Consider the following 19,107-nt stretch of genomic DNA (forward strand, 5'->3'; position numbering starts at 1 on the left):
CTGATACTCGACACGAAGCGCCGCCTGAATTATTTTCCGGCGGCGTTATCGCATATTCAAGAGGGTAAAAAGCTGCCCCTCATGCCCGAGAGGTATTCGCCATTCTTGCCTATATTTTGCGCCGTTCGGCCATTCTGATCCTGTCGGTATTCGTTGCAGCTATCGTTCTGTTCTTGCTGCTGCGCCTTTTGCCGGGTGATCCAGCAAATGCATTGGTTTCGGTTGGTGCTGACGCCGCGCAGATTGAAGCCGCGCGTAAACAGGTCGGCTCCGACCTCCCGCTCTATCAGCAATTCACACAGTTCATCGGCTCACTTGTGCGCTTTGACCTCGGCAATTCCTTTGTCAGCGGCGCGCCGGTTTTGACTGAAATCGGCAAACGCCTGATCGTGACGCTGCCACTGACACTGATGGCTTTCGTGCTGGCGATCATCATTGCCGTGCCACTCGGCATCCTGTCGGTCGTGCGTCAGAAAAGCTGGTATGGCTCGATCATTTCAGTGATCTCACAATTGGGCATCGCCGTGCCAGTTTTCTGGATCGGCATTCTTCTCGTCTGGGTGTTCGCGGTGAAATTGCGCATGTTTCCATCGGGTGGTTTTCCATCGCGTGGATGGGAATCAGCACCTGCTGCATTTCAGTCACTGACATTGCCGGTCATCACTATTGCCATCGTCATGTCGGCATCGCTTATCCGCTATGTTCGTTCTGCAACACAGGATGTATTGGGCAGCGATTATCTGCGCACTGCGCGCGCGCTGGGCTCCACGTTCTCGCAAGCGCTGATCCGTCACGGCATCCGCAATGGCGCGGTTCCTGTGATTTCGATCCTTGGTATCGAACTCGCTTCAACGCTTCTCGGCGCTGTGGTGGTAGAGCGGGTTTTCTCGCTCCCCGGCCTCGGCTCCATGCTGCTTTTGGGTATCGAGCAGCGTGATTATCCAAATGTGCAAGGCGTTTTGTTTGTCTCTACTTTGCTGGTTCTTCTGGTCGGCTTCGCTGCCGATCTGGTGCAACGTTTGATCGATCCGCGATTGCGCAGCCGGTCGGCGGGAGGCCGCGCATGAGCAGCGTCACCACATCTTCGCAACGTTTCCGATTGCCTTGGCCGCTCGTAGTCGGCGGTATTCTTGTTGGCATTCATGTCGTTGTTGCACTGCTTAGCCTGTTCTGGACGCCTTATGGGGTCGGTGACATGGTTGGTGGACGGCTGGCAGCGCCATCATGGGAACACTGGGCCGGCACAGACCGGTTGGGTCGCGATTTGATGACACAGATCATGGTCGGCTCACGCATCGCGCTTTTTGTCGGTCTCGGAGCCGTCGCTATCAGCGCTGTGATCGGCGTCACCATCGGCGTTCTGGCTGCTTTTGCGACGCAGACACTCGACGATATGCTGGCTGCAACGCTCGATATTCTGATTGCTTTTCCGACGTTGTTGCTTGCCATGCTGATCGTCGCTTCAAGCGATGGCGCAAGCCTTTTGACCGCTATTCTCGCAATCGGCATTGCTGCATCAGCCATCGTCGCGCGCTTGACCCGCATTCTCGCCAAACGCGTTCTGGCGATGGATTATGTCACAGCGTCGCGCATTTCGGGCACTTCGTGGCTTGGTGTCGTTCGTATCCATGTGCTGCCGAACATCTGGCCGACACTGATTGTCAATTTCGCGCTGCAGTTCGGGCTCGCCGTGATTGCCGAAGCTTCATTGTCTTATCTTGGGCTTGGCGCGCCACCACCAAACGCGTCCTGGGGACGATTGCTGCAGGAAGCGCAGGCTTCGGTTTATACAGCTCCCTTCGGTGCAATCGCACCGGGTCTGGCGCTCGTTTCGCTCGTCATCGGGCTTAATCTTTTTGCAGATGGTTTGCGCGATGTGGCCGATCCAACGCGGAGGAGGCAACAATGAGCCCATTGCTGAACGTTGAAAATCTTGAGATCGAAACTGCTGGCCGCGTTCTGGTTTCTGGCGTGTCTTTTTCGGTTGCGCAGGGCGAGCGTGTCGGCCTGATCGGTGAATCCGGCTCCGGCAAATCATTGACCGCATTGGCCGTCATGGGACTGCTTGCGGAAGGCATGAAAGCAAGCGGCTCTATCACGCTCGAAGGCCACCAGATTATCGGGGCGCGTGATCGTACGCTTGTTCCGCTGCGTGGACGAAGCGTCGCCGCCGTCTTTCAGGAGCCGATGACCGCGCTCGATCCGCTGATGCGCATCGGCAAACAGATAGCGGAAGTGGTGCAGCGCCGCGCGTTGCGCGATGGCCGCAAGCTTGGCAAAGCGGAACTCGAACGCGAGGTTATTGGGCTTCTGGATCGCGTTTCCTTGCCGGAACCAACCCGCATTGCCCGCTCATGGCCTCATGAGATTTCGGGCGGCCAGCGCCAGCGTGCTGCGATTGCCATGGCGCTTGCCTGCCGGCCAAAACTGCTGATCGCTGACGAGCCGACAACTGCGCTCGATGTGACGACGCAGGCAGAAATCCTTAAACTTCTTGAGCAACTCGTTCACGATGAAGGCATGGGGCTTTTGTTCATCAGCCATGATCTGCCGGTCGTCTCGAGCATTGCCGAGCGAGCGCTCGTGCTCAGACGCGGCAATTTGATTGAGCAGGGACCAGTAACTACGCTGTTTGCCAATCCCGTTGAGGACTATACCAAGGGACTAGTTGCTGCCGCGCGTGCCTTCGACGCTGCATTGGAGGTGGCGCGATGAGCCTCATCGATCTTTCCAACGTTTCCTTCGCTTATAGTGGCGGCAAAACCGTGCTGCATGGCATCGATCTCATGCTTGAAAGCGGCAGCAATCTTGGCATTGTGGGTGAATCTGGCTCCGGCAAGACAACCATGCTCAAACTGCTTTTGGGGTTGCAGGTTGCAACGTCAGGCAATGTGAATTTTCGCGGCCAGATGCTCAACATCAAAGACCGCAACTTCATGCGGGGCTTTCGCCGTTCCGTGCAGGCGGTTTTCCAGGATCCTTATTCTTCACTCGATCCGCGCCAGCGCGTGTTCAACATCATAGCTGAACCGCTGCGCTCGCTAAAAATCGAGACGGACATAGTGCAGGCTGTCGCCCAAGCACTGGCTGCTGTCGATCTTCCAGAAGATGCAGCAACACGTTATCCGCATGAGTTTTCCGGCGGTCAGCGTCAGCGTATCGCGATTGCGCGTGCGATTGTCGCCAATCCTGACCTTATTATTGCTGATGAAGTAGTGAGCGCGCTCGATCTTACCACGCGTGCGCGTATCATCGATCTCATGCGGACTTTGTCTGAACGCACGACGTTCGTGGTTGTTTCGCACGATATCGCACTCGTGGCTTTGCTTTGTGAAAGACTGATCGTGCTTGAAAAGGGCACGATCGTTGAACAGGGTAATACGCGCGAAATTCTTGCCAATCCGCAACATGCCTATACGCGAAAACTGCTGGCAAGTTTGCCGCGAATGCCAAGAGAATCGTGACTTAGTTATGGCTCGGAAGAGGGGATTTCGAGCCTGATCACGGTTTTGTGCACATGAGAAAATATGAAATTATTTAACAAGTTTTACCGTGATTTTAGATAAATCATCCCTTTGAATTCATTATTTAATTTATAATTTCTCTAAGGTGCTAAACTGCCATTTATAGCAGTGTCGGTCTCGACCCCTATAAACAAACCGGATTCTCGAAATTTGAATTGTGGCAAATGTTTGTATAACGAGGCACTTTGTTTCATAATGCCATGATATATATGGAATCCCCCGAAACAAATTTAACAGTCTTACCCACCTAATCGGCAGGAAACGACAAATGACCGACCTCCCCGGCTATCCGAGCCGGCGCACCTTTTTGAAAGCCTCCGCAGCAAGCGTGATGCTTTCAGGACTGGCTGTGTCAGCTCAGGCGCAACAGTCGACGCCCCCTGTTGCTCTCGAACAATACGAACGCCAATATTTTAATGATCTTGAATGGACTTTCATCCTCGCCGCTACGGCAAGGTTGATCCCCTCTGACGGTGATGGCCCAGGCGCTATCGAAACCCGTGTTCCTGTATTCATCGACCTTCAGCTCGCTGGCGACTACGGTCGTGCAGACGACTGGTATATGGTCGGCCCTCATGACGCTTCTGCGGACCCGACACGCGGTTGGCAGACCCCGCTCAATCCTGCTCAGATCTATCGTCAGGCTATCCCAGCATTCAACGGTTGGTGCGAGCAGAAATATGGCGCTGCCTTCTCGGCACTCAATGCCGAGCAGCAGGACGCAGCGCTGACTTCCCTTCAGAAGGGTGAAGTTGGTTTGCAGCCAGAACTGCGCGAGTTCTTCGGAATTCTTTTGCAGAACACCAAGGAAGGCTATTTTGCCGACCCGATGTATGGCGGCAATCACGGTATGCAGTCGTGGAGCTATATCGGTTTTCCCGGTGCTCGCGGCAGCTACAAGGAATGGGTTGAGCGTTACAATGTTCGCTACCCATTAGGCCCGGTTTCGATCAAGGGCGAGAGGGCTTAAAAATGGCACGTCAGGAAAAGAAAAAAGACGTGGTCATTGTTGGCCTCGGCTGGACAGGCGCGATTCTAGCTATGGAGTTGGCGCAGGAAGGTCTTGAAATCGTCGCTCTTGAGCGCGGTCACGACCAGAACACCGTTCCGGATTTCAAATATCCGAACATGATCGATGAGCTGAAATACGGCGTGCGCCTCAAGATGATGCAACGCGCAAGCCAGCAGACAGTTACAGTTCGCCGCAATGAGGGTGAAACCGCCCTGCCTTACCGCAGTTTCGGTTCGTTCCTTCCGGGCAACGGTGTCGGCGGTGCCGGCACGCACTGGAACGGCCTGAACTGGCGCCCACAGGCAGAAGAACTGCGTCTTCGTTCGCATGTTCTAGAAAACTGGGGTGAGCAGATCATCCCGGAAGACATGCTTCTTGGCGACTATCCTGTGAACTATGACGAAATGGAACCGTTCTTCGACCGTTTCGAACGTGTTGCTGGTATTTCCGGCAAGGCAGGTAATCTGAAGGGCCAGCTCGTTGAGGGCGGCAATCCTTTTGAAGGATGGCGCTCGAACGAATATCCGATGCCTCCAATGCACACGACCTGGGATGGCCGCAAATTCGCCGACGCAGCAAAGGCCATGGGTTATCACCCGTTCCCGTCGCCGGGCGGCATCGCATCGACTGCCTATGTGAACGAATATGGCATGCAGATGGGGCCGTGCAACCATTGCGGCTTCTGTGAGCGTTTCGGCTGCTACCAGTATTCGAAGTCATCGCCCCAGACAACCATTCTGGATGCGCTCAAGCGTATGCCGAACTTCTCATACCGTACGGAATCTGAAGTTCTGCGTATCGAAATGGCACCGGACGGCAAGACTGCAACTGGCGTTACCTATTTTGACGACAAGACGCAGGAAGAAGTCTTCCAGCCAGCCGACATCGTCATCATGGCTTCGTTCCAACTCAACAACGTGCATTTGGCACTGCTTTCGGGCATCGGCAAGCCTTACGATCCTGCAACGGGCGAGGGTGTGACTGGCCGTAACTACGCTTACCAGCTGACAGGCGGCGTGACACTCTTCTTCAAGAACGAAGAGTTCAACCCGTTCATTGGTACAGGGGCGAACGGCATGTGCATCGATGACTTCGGTGTAAACCAGATCGACTTTGGTCGTGAAGGCTTCATCGGTGGTGCTTATTGGCGTTCGGGACAGACCAACGGCCAACCGATCCGAAGCATGACGCTTCCTTCGGGCACGCCTGGTTGGGGTGCAGGCTGGAAGAGCGCAATTGCTGAGTGGTATGGTCATTCGATGAACATCGGGACTCACGGTTCCGTTATGGCCTACAAGACCAACCATCTGGATCTTGATCCGACCTATAAAGACCCGCACGGCCGTCCACTGATGCGTATGACCTTCAACTGGAATCCGAACGATATCCGGATGACCCAGTTCATGAAGGGCAAGGCGGAAGAATTGGCCAAGACGATGAACCCGGACCTGATGCAGTCATCCTTCAAAAAGGAAGGAGCACAGTTTGACGTTCGTCCTTATCAGACGACGCATACGACGGGCGGGCACACCATGTCGGCTAATCCGCGTGAAGGTGTGGTCAACCGCTTCTCGCAAGCGTGGGACAAGCATAACGTCTTCATGTTGGGTGCGGGTAACTTCGTGCAGAACACGCAGTATAACCCGACTGGCCTGCTTGGTGGTCTGGCTTACTGGACTGCTCATGCGATCCGTACGCAGTATCTTTCTAATCCACGTCCGTTGGTTTGAGGAGAATAGTGATGAAAACTCTTCTTCGCATTATCGGCGTTCTGGTCGTCTTTGGAATTATCGCGTTTCTCGCATTCCTGTTTGTTCCGGTGCAACTGACCAAGTCAACACAAGAGCTTGCTGCTGATTGGAAGCCTGCAAAGGGGCAGGGCGAATATGTGATGTATGCTTCCGACTGTATGGCTTGCCATACGGCAGAAGGCGGCAAGTCGTTTGCCGGTGGCCGTGCGATTGCGAGCCCAATGGGCACGATCTGGACGACAAACATCACTCCGGACAAGGAAACTGGCATCGGCAACTGGACACTCGATCAGTTCCGCGCAGCGCTCTATGATGGCATTCGTGCCGATGGCGTGCATCTTTATCCCGCCATGCCTTACGAAAACTATCGTAAGCTGAACGAGGAAGATGTCCGCGCGCTTTACGACTACTTCATGCATGAAGTAGAGCCGGTGAAGAACGAAGTGCAGCAGACCGAACTCGGTTTTCCGTTCAACATGCGCTTCGGTATCCGCGCATGGAACTGGCTCGCTCTCAACAACAAGGCTGGCTTCACGCCCGCCGGTAAGAACGAAGTTCAGGAACGTGGCCAGTATCTGGTTGAAGGTGCAGCCCACTGTGCTGCCTGCCACAGCCCGCGCAATGCTTTGATGGCGCAGGACGGCGTTCAGGTTGGCGACAAGACCTTCCTTACGGGTGGTGTCGTCGACGGCTGGAATGCACCTTCGTTGCGTGGCCCACAGTCGGCACCTCAGAAGTGGTCCGTTGAGGAAATGGCTTCCTATCTCGCAACCGGTCGTAATTCCCATTCGACCGCAAACGGCGAAATGGGTCTGGCAGTCGAGCAATCGTTCCAGCACCTGACTGATGCTGATACTCTGGCGATTGCTGCTTTCCTAAAGGGTATCGATGGCGCAGCTGTCGAAGTTCCTGAGAATTTTGCAGTCAAGGCACCGACGGCACTTCCAGCCGCTCCGGCAGATGCCGCGGGTGAAGAGACTGCAAAGTTGCTGACTGAAGCATCTCCGAACATGCCAGTCGGCGCACGTCTTTACCTCGACAACTGCGCTGCATGTCACTTTGTGACAGGCAAGGGTGCTCCTGGCATCTTCCCGGAACTGGCAGCTAATGATCTGGTCACGGGTTCGGAAGTGAAGCCGTTGGTCTCGATCATTCTGCATGGTGCAGAAGTGCCTTCGACCGAGAAGCGTCCTATGCGTCTGGTAATGCAGGGCTATGCCGATCGTCTGACGGATGATGAAGTTGCTCAGCTAGCAACTTTTGTTCGCTCGGCTTGGGGCAACAAGGCTGATGCCGTATCTGCTGCTGAGGTTGCCAAGGTCCGCAATCAAGCTTCGCACTGATTGCATCAGGAGAAAACTGCGGGATTTATACTCCGCCGTTTTGCTTAACGACTGAAATTTAGACATAAAAATACCCCCGCGTTAGACGCGGGGGTATTTTTTGTCGAGCATTATGGACTAGAGATGATCGCGCGCGATGGTCTGGTTCCATTCGCGGGTCTTGACCGCCTCGCCATTTTCCTTGGCCGTCAGAACGCCGGAAATATAGAAGTTTTCGGCATCGGAATGCATCTTGGTGGTGCTTTCAATGTCGATCATCCAGCCTTCGCGGCCCATTTGATAGGCCTGTGTCAGCACATAAGACGCCGATAGCGGATCATTGTCATTGATGCGCAGTTCACGCTTGAGGCTATGACTCAATTGCGTACCGAGATCGTCAAAGCGCAAGATGCCTTCGCCGAACAAGCCGCCAATGCCTTCCGTCACATAGAGCGTTTCGCCAGTGACGTGGTCCTGTTCGGTCCAGCGGCGCACGCTGCCCGGATCAAGCTGGGTCATCGGTGTTGCCGGACCATGCGCAGGCTTCTGGAAGGAAACATTAGCATCGTCGGCAGATGGCTGACGCACAGGCAGATCGAGAACCGATGAAGCGGTGTCGAGCGTCAGTGTCACGCTCTTAGGCGATGGCCAGACCATCGGCCAGTAGCCGGTTGCAACCGAAAGACGGATGCGATGACCCTTCTTGAAGCTGTAACCGCTATCGTTGAGCTTGATCGCGATTTCATAGGTTTTGCCCGGCACCAGCATTTCTGGCTTGTCATGTCCGTTGATGTGGTTGAGGTTGAAGACCTGATAGCTGACGCGGGTGATACGGCCATCCGGCAGAATATCACTGAGACGTAGCGAAATTTGTGCAACCGGCTGATCGACGGTAAATGTCAGGCGTGCAACTGGCGCGCCGAGAATTTCGAGGTCTTCGGCGAGAACAGCGGTATCGAAGTTGAGCGAGCCGCCATCGTCAAGACGCTGATCCGTTGGGTGTTCGCCAGGGCAACCCGTCGCCATCCATTCGCCACCGGCCTTGCCGTGGCTGTTTGGCGAGGAGATCGACAATATGCCCTTGGCTGCATCAGCTTTGCCCAGCGTGAAGTCAGCACCCAGCGCGAAAGGCTTCGGCGTTATTTCGGTCGATGGCCAGTTCTGTTCGCCGACCCAGCGGCCATTGGTGAAATCGCGTGAGCCGGTTGGTTCGATTGTATCGCAGAGATAGGCGCGCAGTTTCGGCTCGTCCATAACGCCGGTCTCTATGCCCTTAAGCCACTGGTCCCACCAGCGCACCGCTTCCTGCAGGAAACCGATTGCGGGACCCGGCAGGCCGTCCTGCGGATAGACATGGCCCCAAGGACCGATAATGCCGCGGGCAGGGACCTGAAGGTTTTCGAGCAGGCGCGGAACAGCATTGGTGTAGCTGTCGGCCCATGCGCCGATTGTGAGAACCGGGCACTGGATTGCAGACCAATCTTCGCAGACCGAGCCATGCTTCCAATATTCATCGTAATGCTGGTGTTCGAGCCAGAGGGCAGGGAAGAACGGCAGGCGTTCCAGACGTTCAATCCATGCATCGCGCCAGCCAGCGCCCACAATCGCCGGATCTAGCGGACGCGACTGATAAGCGAGCATGATCGTGCCCCACCACAGATTATCGTTGAGCAACAGGCCGCCCATGTAGTGGATGTCGTCGCGGAAACGGTCGTCAGTTGAATAGGCGGTGATGATCGCCTTCAATGCTGGCGGACGGCAGGCTGCAACCTGAAGGCCGTTGAAGCCACCCCAGCTCTTGCCCATCATGCCGACATTGCCGCTGCACCAAGGCTGCGCCGCAATCCAGGCAATGACTTCGAGCGCGTCGTCCTGTTCCTGCTGGATATATTCGTCGGCCATGTGGCCATCAGATTCACCCGTGCCGCGCATGTCAACGCGGATCGCGGCATAGCCATTCTGCGCGAAGTAGCCATGCATTGGTTCATCGCGGCCACGCGTGCCGTCGCGCTTGCGGTAGGGAATATATTCGAGCACGGCAGGCACGGGATTTTCCTCGGCGCCTTCAGGCAGCCACAGGCGCGCACCAAGACGGGTGCCATCCTTGAGAGTGATCCACAGATGCTCGGTGACGTTTACGGTCATGATCGGTTCCAATTTGAACAAGGAGAAGCCGGTGCGGCATTAGCGCCGCATCGGTAGTTTAACTGGCGGCACGTGCCTTCAGGATGTCGTCCAGCCAGTTGCGGCGCAGCTCCGGAACGGATGTGATGAGCTGCTCCGTATAGGGCTCATAAGGCGGCTCGAAGATTGCCTTCGTGGTGCCGGTTTCGACCACCTTGCCCTTCTGCATCACCATGGTGCGGTCGGCGAGCCGGCGTACGACGCCAAGGTCGTGGGTGATGAAGAGATATGACACTTGCAATTCATCCTGCAGTTTACGCAGGAGCCTGAGAATTTCTTCAGCGACGAGCGGGTCAAGCGCTGAAGTGACTTCATCGCAGATGATAAGATCAGGCTTTGCTGCAAGCGCGCGTGCGATACAAACGCGCTGTTTCTGTCCGCCCGAAAGGGCACCGGGCAGGCGGTCTGCAAAGTCGACAGGTAGGCCGATGAGTTCAAGCAGGCGCTTGACCTCGACCTCGCGCTGATCTTCATTCATGCCGAAATAGAACTTCATCGGGCGACCGATGATTTCACCAACGGTCTGGCGTGGGTTCAATGCCACGTCAGGGAGCTGGTAAACGAGCTGAATACGACGCAATTCTTCGCGCGAACGCTTTTTGTAGTTCGCTTCGAGCCGCTGTCCGGCAAGGGTGATGATGCCGCTAGAATGCGGTGGCAGACCTGCAATCACACGCGCAAGCGTTGATTTGCCGGAACCGGATTCACCCACTACCGCAAGCGTTTCTCCACGACGGATGTAGCAGCCCACATCGGTCAAAACGAGTTTCTTGCCGTAATAAGCAGTCGCGTTTTTCACTTCGAGCAGGATTTCGCCAGTCTTGTGTTCGGCCTGTTCACCCGAAATGCTGGCTTCACGCTCAGACACCAGACGCTGGGTATATTCCTGCTTTGGCGCTTCGAGAATTTGCTCCGAAGAGCCAAGTTCAACCATCTTGCCATGACGCAGAACCATGATGCGGTCGGCGATCTGCGCCACGACTGCAAGGTCATGCGTGATGTAAAGGGCGGCAGTGTTGTAACGCTGGATCAGGCTGCGAAGGAGTGCGAGCACTTCGATCTGCGTTGTCACGTCAAGTGCGGTGGTCGGCTCGTCCAGCACCAGAATATCCGGGCGGCAGGACATGGCCATGGCAACCATAGCACGCTGCAACTGACCACCGGAAACCTGATGCGGATAGCGATCGCCAAAGGTGTCGGCATCGGGAAGCTGCAATGTATGCAGCAGTTCCAGCATCCATGTTTTTGCTTCGGCTTTGGTCATGAGGCCGTGATAGAGCGGGCCTTCCATGATCTGATCGCCAATGCGGTGTGCAGGGTTAAACGACGCTGCCGCACTCTGCGCCACATAGGCGATACGTGCGCCACGGGCCTTTTCACGGGTTTCGCGGGTGCCGTCCATCAGCGAAATATCGTCAACGACAATTGTGCCTTCAGCGATTCTACAACCGCCGCGACCATAGCCCATGGCTGCAAGCCCAATGGTGGATTTACCAGCGCCAGACTCGCCGATAAGACCAAGCACTTCACCACGCTTCAGCGTCACATCGACATGATCAACAAGCGTTGCGTCATTGGGGGCTTTGACGACGAGGTCGGAGATTGAAAGAACGATATCCTTGCTCATCGATCAGCTCCCTGCGTAGTCGTGCGCCCGGCCAGAAGCCAGTCAACAACGAGGTTGACTCCAACGGTGAGGATGGCGATTGCAGCCGCCGGGAAAAGCGGTGCATAAAGGCCGTAGAGAATAGCCTGCTGGTTGTCCTTCACCATGCCGCCCCAATCCGCAAATGGCGGCTGGATGCCAAGGCCAAGAAACGACAGGCCTGCAACGAAGAGGAAGGTGAAGCAGAAACGCAGACCAAATTCCGCAATCAGCGGTGGCAGCGTATTCGGCAGAATTTCACGCGAGATCAGCCAGCCGAGGCCTTCGCCGCGAAGACGGGCCGTTTCGGCATATTCCAGCACATTCACGCCCTGCGCCACAATACGCGCTAGACGGAACACGCGGGTGGAATCGAGCAATGCGATGGTGATAATCAGAACCGGCAGCGACGAGCCGAGCGCCTGAAGAATGACGAGTGCCGAAATGAGCACGGGAATGCACATGACGGTATCGACAATGCGCGACAGTACCGTATCGACCCAGCCGCCGAAAATGGCGGCGAGGAAGCCGAGCGGCACGCCGACGCTGAACGACAGGAGCGATGCTGCGAGCGAGACGCCGATTGACATCTGCGCACCAAAAAGCAGGCGAGAGAGCATGTCGCGGCCATTCTGATCAAGACCGAACCAGAACTGTGCCGATGGCGGATCAAACGGTGCGCCGACGATTTCTTCCTGACCATAAGGCGCGATCAACGGGCCAAACAGGAACATCAAAAGGCACAGTGTGACGATGGTGAGACCAACCCACGCCGTCAACGGAATTGATTTTTTCATCTTATTCATCGTGGGTGCCTCAGGCGCGGATTGAGCGCGATGGCAGCGACATCGGCGATGATATTGAGAATGACATAGGCAGCACCGAAGACGAGAGCCGCAGCCTGCACGAGCGGAAGGTCACGCTTGGAAACAGCATCAACCATGAAGCGGCCAAGGCCGTTATAGTTGAACACGGCTTCGACAAGCACCACACCGGTGATGAGGTAAGCGATGTTGAACGCCACCACATTGACGATAGGCGCCGCCGCATTTGGCAAAGCGTGCTTGGTCACGACGCGCTTGGTGCGCAGACCCTTGAGATATGCGGTTTCGACATAGGCTTGATCCATAACCGACAAAACGGCGGTACGTGTCATACGCATCATCTGCGCGACGGTCACGAGAACCAACGTTAGTGCGGGCAGAGCAGTGGCCTGCACCCATTCGAGGAAGGTCATGCCATCATAGGTGTCGGCAAGGCTCGGCAATAGATTAAAGCGGATCGACAAAAACAATATCAATAACAGGCCCAGGAAATACTCAGGCAGAGAGACAAAAGCCAGCGCTACGATATTGATAACACGATCAAAAATGCCGCCGCGCTTTACCGCAGTGATAAGGCCAAGGAGAATTGCAATAGGAACGCTGATGACCGCTGCAAAGGCTGCAAGTGCCATCGTATTCCAGAAACGCGGCCACAAAAGATCGGCCACCGGCTGCTGGTTGGCAAGCGAAGTACCGAGATCACCAGTCACAAAACCAGCAAGCCACGCAAAATAGCGTGCGAGGACCGGTTGATTGAGACCAAGGCTTTCGCGCAGCGTCGCAAGCGCTTCCGGCGTGGCATTCTGGCCGAGAATGGCTGACGCCACGTCACCCGGCAAGATCTGCGTGCCGGCGAAAATCAACGCCGATACGAGGAACAGCGTGAGGAGCCCGAGCCCCACACGCTTGAGAATTAGAACGAACATTTATGCTTCCAGCCAGACTTTTTCGGCAAGGCGAGCACCCATCAGATTGAACATCGGATGCGTGGTCACGCCCTTGAGCTTCTTGGAGGTGGCGTCGAGATAGTCGCCAAACATTGGGATAAGCGCGCCGCCATCATTGCTGATCATGGCCTGCAATTCAGCGTAGATTTCCTTGCGCTTGGCCTGATCGAGCATTGCACGGGCCTCGAGCAGCTTGGCGTCGAAATCAGCGCTCTTCCAATGCGTATCGTTTTGTGAAGCGTTGGATGCATAAGCGATCGACAGAGCCTGATCGGCAGTCGGGCGACCACCACGATAAGACATGCAGAACGCCGCTTTCATCCAGACATTGTCCCAATATCCGTCTGCTGGTTCACGCTTGATATCAATCTCGATGCCCGACTTGACGGCGGCGGTGCGGAAGATCGCTGCTGCATCGACAGCGCCCGTGAAGGCGGCATCTGAGGCGGACAGCTGAATTTTCAGCGAATCCATGCCCGCCTGCTTCAGATAGAACTTGGCCTTCTCCGGGTCATAAGCGCGTTGCGGCAGTGCTGCATCGAAGAACGGATCGGTGCTTGGGATCGGGTTGTCATTGCCCAGACGCCCATAGCCGCGCAAAGCGGTCTTGAGTAGCTGTTCGCGGTCAATGGCGTGCTTGACGGCGAGGCGGACGTTGTTGTCGGTAAACGGCGCCTGCGTGCAATCCATCAGGAAAGAGAAATGCTGGCCGCCAGACGATTGAACGATGTTGAGGTTCGGATTGCGCTTCAACAGATCAACCGTCTTGAAGTCGAGCTGGTTGATGGCGTGAACCTGACCGGACATCATGGCGTTGGTACGGGCAGACACGTCATTGATTACGATGACTTCAACCGCATCGACCCAAGCCGAATTTGGCTTCCAGTAGCTCTCATTGCGCGTGAAACGCGAACGCACGCCCGGCTGGAAACGCTCGAAAACGAAAGGTCCGGTGCCAACCGGCTTGTTGAAATCGGTCCAGTCTTTAGGAACGACGAGGAAGTGATAATCGGACAGGATGTAAGGCAGATCAGCATTGCCGCTATTCAGCGTGATCTTGACCGTGCCAGCGTCAACCTTGACTACATCAGTGAATTCAGATGCGAGCGAACGCGCACCGGATGTGGTTTCGCCGCGGTGCAGATTGATCGAATAGACGACGTCGTCGGCGTCAAGCGTCTTGCCGTTATGGAAGGTTACGCCCTGACGAACCTTGAAGGTCCATTCCTTGGCGTCGGCAGATGGTTCCCAGCTTTCAAACAACTCAGGCACAGCCTTGTTGTTGGCGTCGATTTCGACGAGACCGTTCATCAGCATGTAGGCCTGATTGACCGGAACCCAATCCTTCAGAAGGCGCGGATCGAAATTATCGGTGGTGGAGCCGCCGCCAATACCAAGCTTGAGCACTCCGCCCTTCTTTGGCGCGCCATCGGCTGCAGCGGCTGCTGCCGAGGTGATCAAACCGCTCATGCCAGTAGCGGCTAGAAGGCCAAGACCTGCGGCGCCTGTGATGAAGCTGCGGCGGGAGAGGTTAAAATCGTTTCGGTACCCAGTCATGCGTTACCCCTGTTGAAGTCTTAGCTTGTATTTTATGCATAGCTAAATCGATTTTGCGGGTTGGACTAGCCCACACAGCTCGTAACTTTCAAGGGTTGTAAGAGGTTTTTATGATATGACTTTTATGCATACCCCCATGCCAAATGTACCTCTTGGCTTTTATGGGAACAGGGATAAAGGAGCATTCCACAGAGACCTGCGGTGGCGCTTCTTCCACAAAAAAAGTTGCCTCTGCGATTGAAATTTTGCTGATCGTGGAGATCAAAATGAGTTTGCCGGATATTGTTGGCTTGTTGGGTGCAGTTTTCTATCTTTCTGCTTATGCCCTGATTCAGCTACGTATTTACACGGTGGACGATGCCATCATTACCGTGCTCAATATTCTTGGCGGTGTAGCGCTGATTTATTCGCTCTCGTGGAACTTCAATCTGGGTTCCATTATCACGCAGGTGGCCTGGCTGGTGTTTACTGTCGTTGGTTACGTGCGGTTCCGTATGATGGCTCGTCGTCGTGCAGCTGTTATACCTGCCGAATGAGTCTCATCATCTTTACGTGATTGCGTCGGTTCCATTGCTTGCAATCAACCAGTCCGACACTTCACGCACAATTTTGCGCTGATGGCGGTCGGCTGGCCGCATCAGATAGAAATAAGCGTCTGATCGCATCATATGATCGTGGACGGGTACGAGCGTGCCTGCTGCAAGCTGCTCTTTGATGAGCCAAGTCCAGCCAAGCGTGATGCCGATCCCTTGCGTGGCCGCTGCAACGCAGAGGCCATAATCGCCCAAGCGCCATTCCAGTGCACCGGGAGGAGGGGAGAGCCGCGCATCCTGCCACCATTCAGGCCAACCTTGCCATTCGCGCATGGTGTCTTCGATTGAGAGTAGAACCGGCGCTTCCTGTTCCATGATGTTTACCACGCCGGGGGCGGAAACCGGCACAACTTCTTCGCGCCCCAGCACGGTTAGATTCACACCAATCGGACGTTCCTTGCGATAGAACAGCGCCAGATCAAATTCATCGAGGCGCAAATGCGCCACATCGTCGGTCACGCGCAGCCGGATTTCGATGCCAGGGAGCTCCGCTTTCAGCATTCCAACACGCAACAAGAACCACTGATCAGCAATGCCGCGCGAACAGGCAATGGTTATCTGTCGTGGGCCTGTCCAGGCACGAAGGCCGTCGGTGACTGCCGTCAAATCGCCGAGCAGGCGGCTGACATCTGAGGCGTAGCTTTCGCCCATTGTGGTGAGCTGAACGCCAACGGGGAGGCGGTTGAACAGCTTGGAGCCGATGAACGCTTCAAGTTTGCCGATCTGACGACTGACGGCGCTTTGGGTGAGACCGAGCTCCAGACCGGCGCGCGAAAAGCTGCCAAGCCGTGCAGCGCTGTCGAAGACGACAAGCGCATTGAGCGGCGGCATAGATTGGCGTCCAACTGCCATAAAAATTCTCCGCAAGAATGAGGCTGTTGTTAATGCCATCTGAAGTCAGCTGCAAGATGCATCAATACGAGAAAATAAGCGATTTTCTCATTTCTTCCATTTCGGAAGAAGTTCATTTCGCCTTGGCTATCTTATCTTTATCGGTGCTTTTCGGCATGGTCTGCCTCAAACATTCATCATCGGAAATGAGGTCTATCGTGATCGACAATCGTACTGCGCCTTATGCTATTTTCATTATGCGTCTGGCGCTCGGCATTCTCTTTCTCGCCCATGCTGGCTTGAAAATTTTCGTCTTCACACCTGCAGGAACCGCAGCATTTTTCGGATCGCTTGGTCTGCCTGGCTGGTTTGCCTACGTAACCATTCTTTGGGAAGTCGTCGGCGCTATCGCGCTGATTATCGGCATCTTTCCGCGCATTGCAGCTGTTGCTCTTATTCCGATCCTGCTCGGTGCGATTTTCACCGTTCACGGTGCAGCTGGCTTCTTTTTCACTAACGCCAATGGTGGTTGGGAGTTTCCGGCATTCTGGATCGTTGGGCTTATCGTCGTGGCATTGGGTGGCAATGGCGCTTATGCTGCGAAGCCGAGTGCATCTGCCTAAATAGCAGACATCGCTATTTGCTGGATATGCGGGGAGGGAACTCTCCGCAATTCTAACGACAATTTTCAAGGATAAGCGCCATGCTTGTAGATGGTAAGTGGACAGAAGACTGGCAGCCAGTTCAAGCGAAAGATGAGAAAGGCGGTTTCGTGCGCCAGATTTCCGGCTTTCGAAACTGGATAACTCCCGACGGTAGCGCAGGTCCGACGGGTGAGGCGGGCTTCAAAGCAGAAGCAGGTCGCTACCATCTTTATGTCGCTTATATCTGCCCATGGGCGTCACGCACCTTAATCGGCCGTAAGCTCAAAGGGCTGGAAGATGTAATTTCGATCTCGGTGGTAGAACCTGCTCTGACCAATCAGGGCTGGCGATTTGGCGACTATCCGGGCGCTGATCGTGATGTTCTCAATGGCGCCACTTATATGCACGAGATCTACACCAAAGCAGATCCACATTATACGGGCCGCGCTACAGTGCCTGTGCTGTGGGACAAGCAAAAACAGACCATCGTCAACAATGAGTCCGCTGACATTCTTCGGATGCTCAACTCAGGTTTTGGCGATCTTGCCAGCGCGGATTTCGATTTTTATCCGGAAGCCTTGCGCTCAGAAATCGACGAGTTGAACGAGTATATCTATCCTCGGCTCAACAACGGCGTTTATCGCACGGGATTCGCCACAACGCAGATCGCCTATGAGGAAGCTTTCCGCGACGTGTTCAAGGCGCTTGCTGTGCTTGAGGAAAAGCTCGATGGAAAGGGTTCATTCCTGTTTGGCGAGAGCCTGACGGAAACGGATATTCGGCTGTTTGTGACGCTCATACGCTTTGATGCTGCCTATTACGGCTTGTTCAAATGCAATCTCCGGCAGTTGAAGGACTATCCGGCGCTGAGTGGCTGGCTGTTGCGCGTTTTGGATATTCCGGGCGTGCGTGAAACGGTCAATATTGATCATATCAAGCGGGGATACTATTCGATCAAGGCGTTAAACCCCACAGGCATTGTACCGATAGGTCCAGATTTGCTGGGGATTGAAAGCGTTCAAACCTGACGAACCGCTTTAATTATTTCCATATTTTGACTATTTTAGGCAATAGAAGCATATAAATAGCCAAAACGGAAACAATCAATGGATCGCCTTGATAGTGAGCGGATGTTTGTCGCGGTCCTTGATACGGGCAGTTTTTCAGCGGCGGCTCAAAGGCTTGGGACGAGCAGCGGGCAGGCGTCAAAACTCATCTCAAAGCTTGAGTCGGGTTTAGGGGTTCAGCTCATAAAGCGCACAACACGGGCGCTCTCGCCGACAGAGGTCGGTTACGCATATTATGAGCGTATCAAGGGCTTAGTGCAGGATTTTGATGCTTTAGATGCATCCGTACGCAATGCATCCGGTGCACCGAGCGGGCGTATAAGGCTTACGGCACCCATGTCTTTCGGGACATTGCAACTGACACCAATCCTGCTGGAATTTGCGAAAATATTTCCAGATATACAAATTGACGTCAGTTTCTCAGATCGTATTGTCAATCTGGTGGACGAGGGGTTCGATATTGGTGTTCGCATTGGCAAACCGCTTGATAGCAGTTTGATTGCAAGACGGCTCTGCGACGCTCGGGTGGTTTTGGTCGCGGCACCTTCCTATGTCAGCGAACAGGGTTTGCCCACCCACCCGCGAGAACTCTCCGAACATAGCTGTATTATCGACACGAATTTCCGAGATCCCTTGATCTGGCGATTTAAACCCGCGCATGATGGTGAAATCCAGTCAGCGGCAGTCACAGGGCGGCTTCAGTTTTCAAACGGCGAAGCTTGTATGGAGGCCGCCGCAGCGGGATTGGGAATAGCTCATGTGCCGTCTTTTATAGCTGGGCCATACATTCGGGATGGCCGTGTGCAACAATTGCTACGTGATTATGAAGATCTACCGCTGGGCGTATATGCTGTCTATCCGCCTGCCAGGCACCTGGCGATCAAAGTGCGTGCATTGGTGGATTATTTGGTCGATCATCTACATGGAGAGCCATGCTGGGACCGTGGGTGGCTTTGACGCGGCTGGGTTTTGAAGAGCAGGGTCCTACGACACAGCAGTAAACAAGTATTCGGAGATCCAATTTCCTCCACGGCTAACCACATGAATTCATTTGCAAGTCGCACTTCAAACTAGAACCCACCCCCGTTATACACATTGTTTTAGCAAGTTAAAGTTGCGACGTTCCCAGCAGATTACAGATGCGACAGGTGCTGACGTTCAGCCCCCATTCCGAGAGGCTGGTCGGGGTTGCAAACGAGGAATGGG

General features: G+C 54.8%; 17 protein-coding genes. 11 read left to right on the forward strand and 6 right to left on the reverse strand.

Features of this window, described 5'->3' with window-relative positions:
* The first annotated feature begins 116 nt into the window (after positions 1 to 116).
* From QSJ70_RS26820 to QSJ70_RS26850, 7 genes are all read left to right on the forward strand, one after another.
* Positions 117 to 1,067 (forward strand): ABC transporter permease, encoded by a 951-nt coding sequence (locus tag QSJ70_RS26820; protein WP_285541208.1) that lies wholly within the window; start codon positions 117 to 119, stop codon positions 1,065 to 1,067.
* Positions 1,064 to 1,909, forward strand: a complete 846-nt coding sequence (locus QSJ70_RS26825; protein WP_285541210.1) for an ABC transporter permease — start codon at positions 1,064 to 1,066, stop codon at positions 1,907 to 1,909. Before QSJ70_RS26820 ends, QSJ70_RS26825 begins: the two co-directional genes overlap by 4 nt.
* A complete protein-coding gene (locus tag QSJ70_RS26830; protein WP_285541212.1) occupies positions 1,906 to 2,715 on the forward strand; it encodes an ATP-binding cassette domain-containing protein in 810 nt (269 codons plus the stop codon). Before QSJ70_RS26825 ends, QSJ70_RS26830 begins: the two co-directional genes overlap by 4 nt.
* Complete coding sequence (locus QSJ70_RS26835) at positions 2,712 to 3,464, forward strand: ABC transporter ATP-binding protein (RefSeq protein WP_285541214.1); 753 nt, start codon at positions 2,712 to 2,714, stop codon at positions 3,462 to 3,464. Before QSJ70_RS26830 ends, QSJ70_RS26835 begins: the two co-directional genes overlap by 4 nt.
* A gap of 328 nt (positions 3,465 to 3,792) precedes the next feature.
* Positions 3,793 to 4,494, forward strand: coding sequence for a gluconate 2-dehydrogenase subunit 3 family protein (locus QSJ70_RS26840; protein WP_215778820.1), 702 nt, complete (start codon positions 3,793 to 3,795; stop codon positions 4,492 to 4,494).
* Between the two features lie 2 nt (positions 4,495 to 4,496).
* Positions 4,497 to 6,266 (forward strand): GMC family oxidoreductase, encoded by a 1,770-nt coding sequence (locus tag QSJ70_RS26845; protein ID WP_285541219.1) that lies wholly within the window; start codon positions 4,497 to 4,499, stop codon positions 6,264 to 6,266.
* Positions 6,267 to 6,277: 11 nt separating this feature from the next.
* Positions 6,278 to 7,630, forward strand: a complete 1,353-nt coding sequence (locus tag QSJ70_RS26850; RefSeq protein WP_215778822.1) for a cytochrome c — start codon at positions 6,278 to 6,280, stop codon at positions 7,628 to 7,630.
* A gap of 117 nt (positions 7,631 to 7,747) precedes the next feature.
* On the opposite strand, the gene QSJ70_RS26855 is transcribed toward QSJ70_RS26850, so the two are convergent.
* Genes QSJ70_RS26855 through QSJ70_RS26875 form a run of 5 tightly spaced genes read right to left on the reverse strand, consistent with a single transcriptional unit; the run spans position 7,748 to position 14,766 of the window.
* Positions 7,748 to 9,754 carry a CocE/NonD family hydrolase gene (locus QSJ70_RS26855; protein WP_285541221.1) on the reverse strand — a complete coding sequence of 669 codons (2,007 nt, stop codon included), beginning with the start codon at positions 9,752 to 9,754 and terminating at the stop codon, positions 7,748 to 7,750.
* Positions 9,755 to 9,812: 58 nt separating this feature from the next.
* Positions 9,813 to 11,420 (reverse strand): ABC transporter ATP-binding protein, encoded by a 1,608-nt coding sequence (locus QSJ70_RS26860; RefSeq protein ID WP_285541223.1) that lies wholly within the window; start codon positions 11,418 to 11,420, stop codon positions 9,813 to 9,815.
* The gene (locus QSJ70_RS26865; RefSeq protein WP_215778828.1) at positions 11,417 to 12,244 is read right to left on the reverse strand and encodes an ABC transporter permease; all 828 of its coding nucleotides are present in this window, start codon (positions 12,242 to 12,244) and stop codon (positions 11,417 to 11,419) included. Before QSJ70_RS26865 ends, QSJ70_RS26860 begins: the two co-directional genes overlap by 4 nt.
* Complete coding sequence (locus QSJ70_RS26870) at positions 12,241 to 13,188, reverse strand: ABC transporter permease (RefSeq protein ID WP_215778830.1); 948 nt, start codon at positions 13,186 to 13,188, stop codon at positions 12,241 to 12,243. The genes QSJ70_RS26865 and QSJ70_RS26870 overlap by 4 nt, the downstream gene beginning before the upstream one ends.
* Entirely contained in the window at positions 13,189 to 14,766 is a 1,578-nt protein-coding gene (locus tag QSJ70_RS26875) for an ABC transporter substrate-binding protein (RefSeq protein ID WP_285541225.1), read from the reverse strand.
* A 266-nt stretch (positions 14,767 to 15,032) separates the two neighbouring features.
* Between QSJ70_RS26875 and QSJ70_RS26880 the strand changes: the two genes are divergently transcribed.
* Positions 15,033 to 15,302 carry a CBU_0592 family membrane protein gene (locus QSJ70_RS26880; RefSeq protein ID WP_039860778.1) on the forward strand — a complete coding sequence of 90 codons (270 nt, stop codon included), beginning with the start codon at positions 15,033 to 15,035 and terminating at the stop codon, positions 15,300 to 15,302.
* 12 nt (positions 15,303 to 15,314) lie between these two features.
* Here QSJ70_RS26880 and QSJ70_RS26885 read toward each other — a convergent pair whose 3' ends face one another.
* On the reverse strand, positions 15,315 to 16,211 hold the full coding sequence (locus QSJ70_RS26885) for a LysR substrate-binding domain-containing protein (RefSeq protein WP_215778834.1): 897 nt from the start codon (positions 16,209 to 16,211) through the stop codon (positions 15,315 to 15,317).
* Between the two features lie 197 nt (positions 16,212 to 16,408).
* Between QSJ70_RS26885 and QSJ70_RS26890 the strand changes: the two genes are divergently transcribed.
* The 3 genes from QSJ70_RS26890 to QSJ70_RS26900 all read left to right on the forward strand — a co-directional run bounded on the left by QSJ70_RS26890 (position 16,409) and on the right by QSJ70_RS26900 (position 18,858).
* Positions 16,409 to 16,813, forward strand: coding sequence for a DoxX family protein (locus QSJ70_RS26890; protein ID WP_215778835.1), 405 nt, complete (start codon positions 16,409 to 16,411; stop codon positions 16,811 to 16,813).
* 80 nt (positions 16,814 to 16,893) lie between these two features.
* A complete protein-coding gene (locus QSJ70_RS26895; RefSeq protein ID WP_215778837.1) occupies positions 16,894 to 17,862 on the forward strand; it encodes a glutathione S-transferase family protein in 969 nt (322 codons plus the stop codon).
* A gap of 78 nt (positions 17,863 to 17,940) precedes the next feature.
* The gene (locus tag QSJ70_RS26900; RefSeq protein WP_285541229.1) at positions 17,941 to 18,858 is read left to right on the forward strand and encodes a LysR family transcriptional regulator; all 918 of its coding nucleotides are present in this window, start codon (positions 17,941 to 17,943) and stop codon (positions 18,856 to 18,858) included.
* Positions 18,859 to 19,107 lie beyond the last annotated feature (249 nt).

The sequence above is a fragment of the Brucella sp. NBRC 12950 genome, from assembly GCF_030268145.1.
GTDB lineage: Bacteria > Pseudomonadota > Alphaproteobacteria > Rhizobiales > Rhizobiaceae > Brucella.

Excerpts from the sequence above, each read along its gene's own strand:
- QSJ70_RS26825 (WP_285541210.1), top strand. The coding sequence starts at position 1,064 with ATGAGCAGCGTCACCACATCTTCGCAACGTTTCCGATTGCCTTGGCCG.
- QSJ70_RS26830 (WP_285541212.1), top strand. The coding sequence starts at position 1,906 with ATGAGCCCATTGCTGAACGTTGAAAATCTTGAGATCGAAACTGCTGGC.
- QSJ70_RS26835 (WP_285541214.1), top strand. The coding sequence starts at position 2,712 with ATGAGCCTCATCGATCTTTCCAACGTTTCCTTCGCTTATAGTGGCGGC.
- QSJ70_RS26840 (WP_215778820.1), top strand. The coding sequence starts at position 3,793 with ATGACCGACCTCCCCGGCTATCCGAGCCGGCGCACCTTTTTGAAAGCC.
- QSJ70_RS26845 (WP_285541219.1), top strand. The coding sequence starts at position 4,497 with ATGGCACGTCAGGAAAAGAAAAAAGACGTGGTCATTGTTGGCCTCGGC.
- QSJ70_RS26850 (WP_215778822.1), top strand. The coding sequence starts at position 6,278 with ATGAAAACTCTTCTTCGCATTATCGGCGTTCTGGTCGTCTTTGGAATT.
- QSJ70_RS26855 (WP_285541221.1), bottom strand. The coding sequence starts at position 9,754 with ATGACCGTAAACGTCACCGAGCATCTGTGGATCACTCTCAAGGATGGC.
- QSJ70_RS26860 (WP_285541223.1), bottom strand. The coding sequence starts at position 11,420 with ATGAGCAAGGATATCGTTCTTTCAATCTCCGACCTCGTCGTCAAAGCC.
- QSJ70_RS26865 (WP_215778828.1), bottom strand. The coding sequence starts at position 12,244 with ATGAATAAGATGAAAAAATCAATTCCGTTGACGGCGTGGGTTGGTCTC.
- QSJ70_RS26870 (WP_215778830.1), bottom strand. The coding sequence starts at position 13,188 with ATGTTCGTTCTAATTCTCAAGCGTGTGGGGCTCGGGCTCCTCACGCTG.
- QSJ70_RS26875 (WP_285541225.1), bottom strand. The coding sequence starts at position 14,766 with ATGACTGGGTACCGAAACGATTTTAACCTCTCCCGCCGCAGCTTCATC.
- QSJ70_RS26880 (WP_039860778.1), top strand. The coding sequence starts at position 15,033 with ATGAGTTTGCCGGATATTGTTGGCTTGTTGGGTGCAGTTTTCTATCTT.
- QSJ70_RS26885 (WP_215778834.1), bottom strand. The coding sequence starts at position 16,211 with ATGGCAGTTGGACGCCAATCTATGCCGCCGCTCAATGCGCTTGTCGTC.
- QSJ70_RS26895 (WP_215778837.1), top strand. The coding sequence starts at position 16,894 with ATGCTTGTAGATGGTAAGTGGACAGAAGACTGGCAGCCAGTTCAAGCG.
- QSJ70_RS26900 (WP_285541229.1), top strand. The coding sequence starts at position 17,941 with ATGGATCGCCTTGATAGTGAGCGGATGTTTGTCGCGGTCCTTGATACG.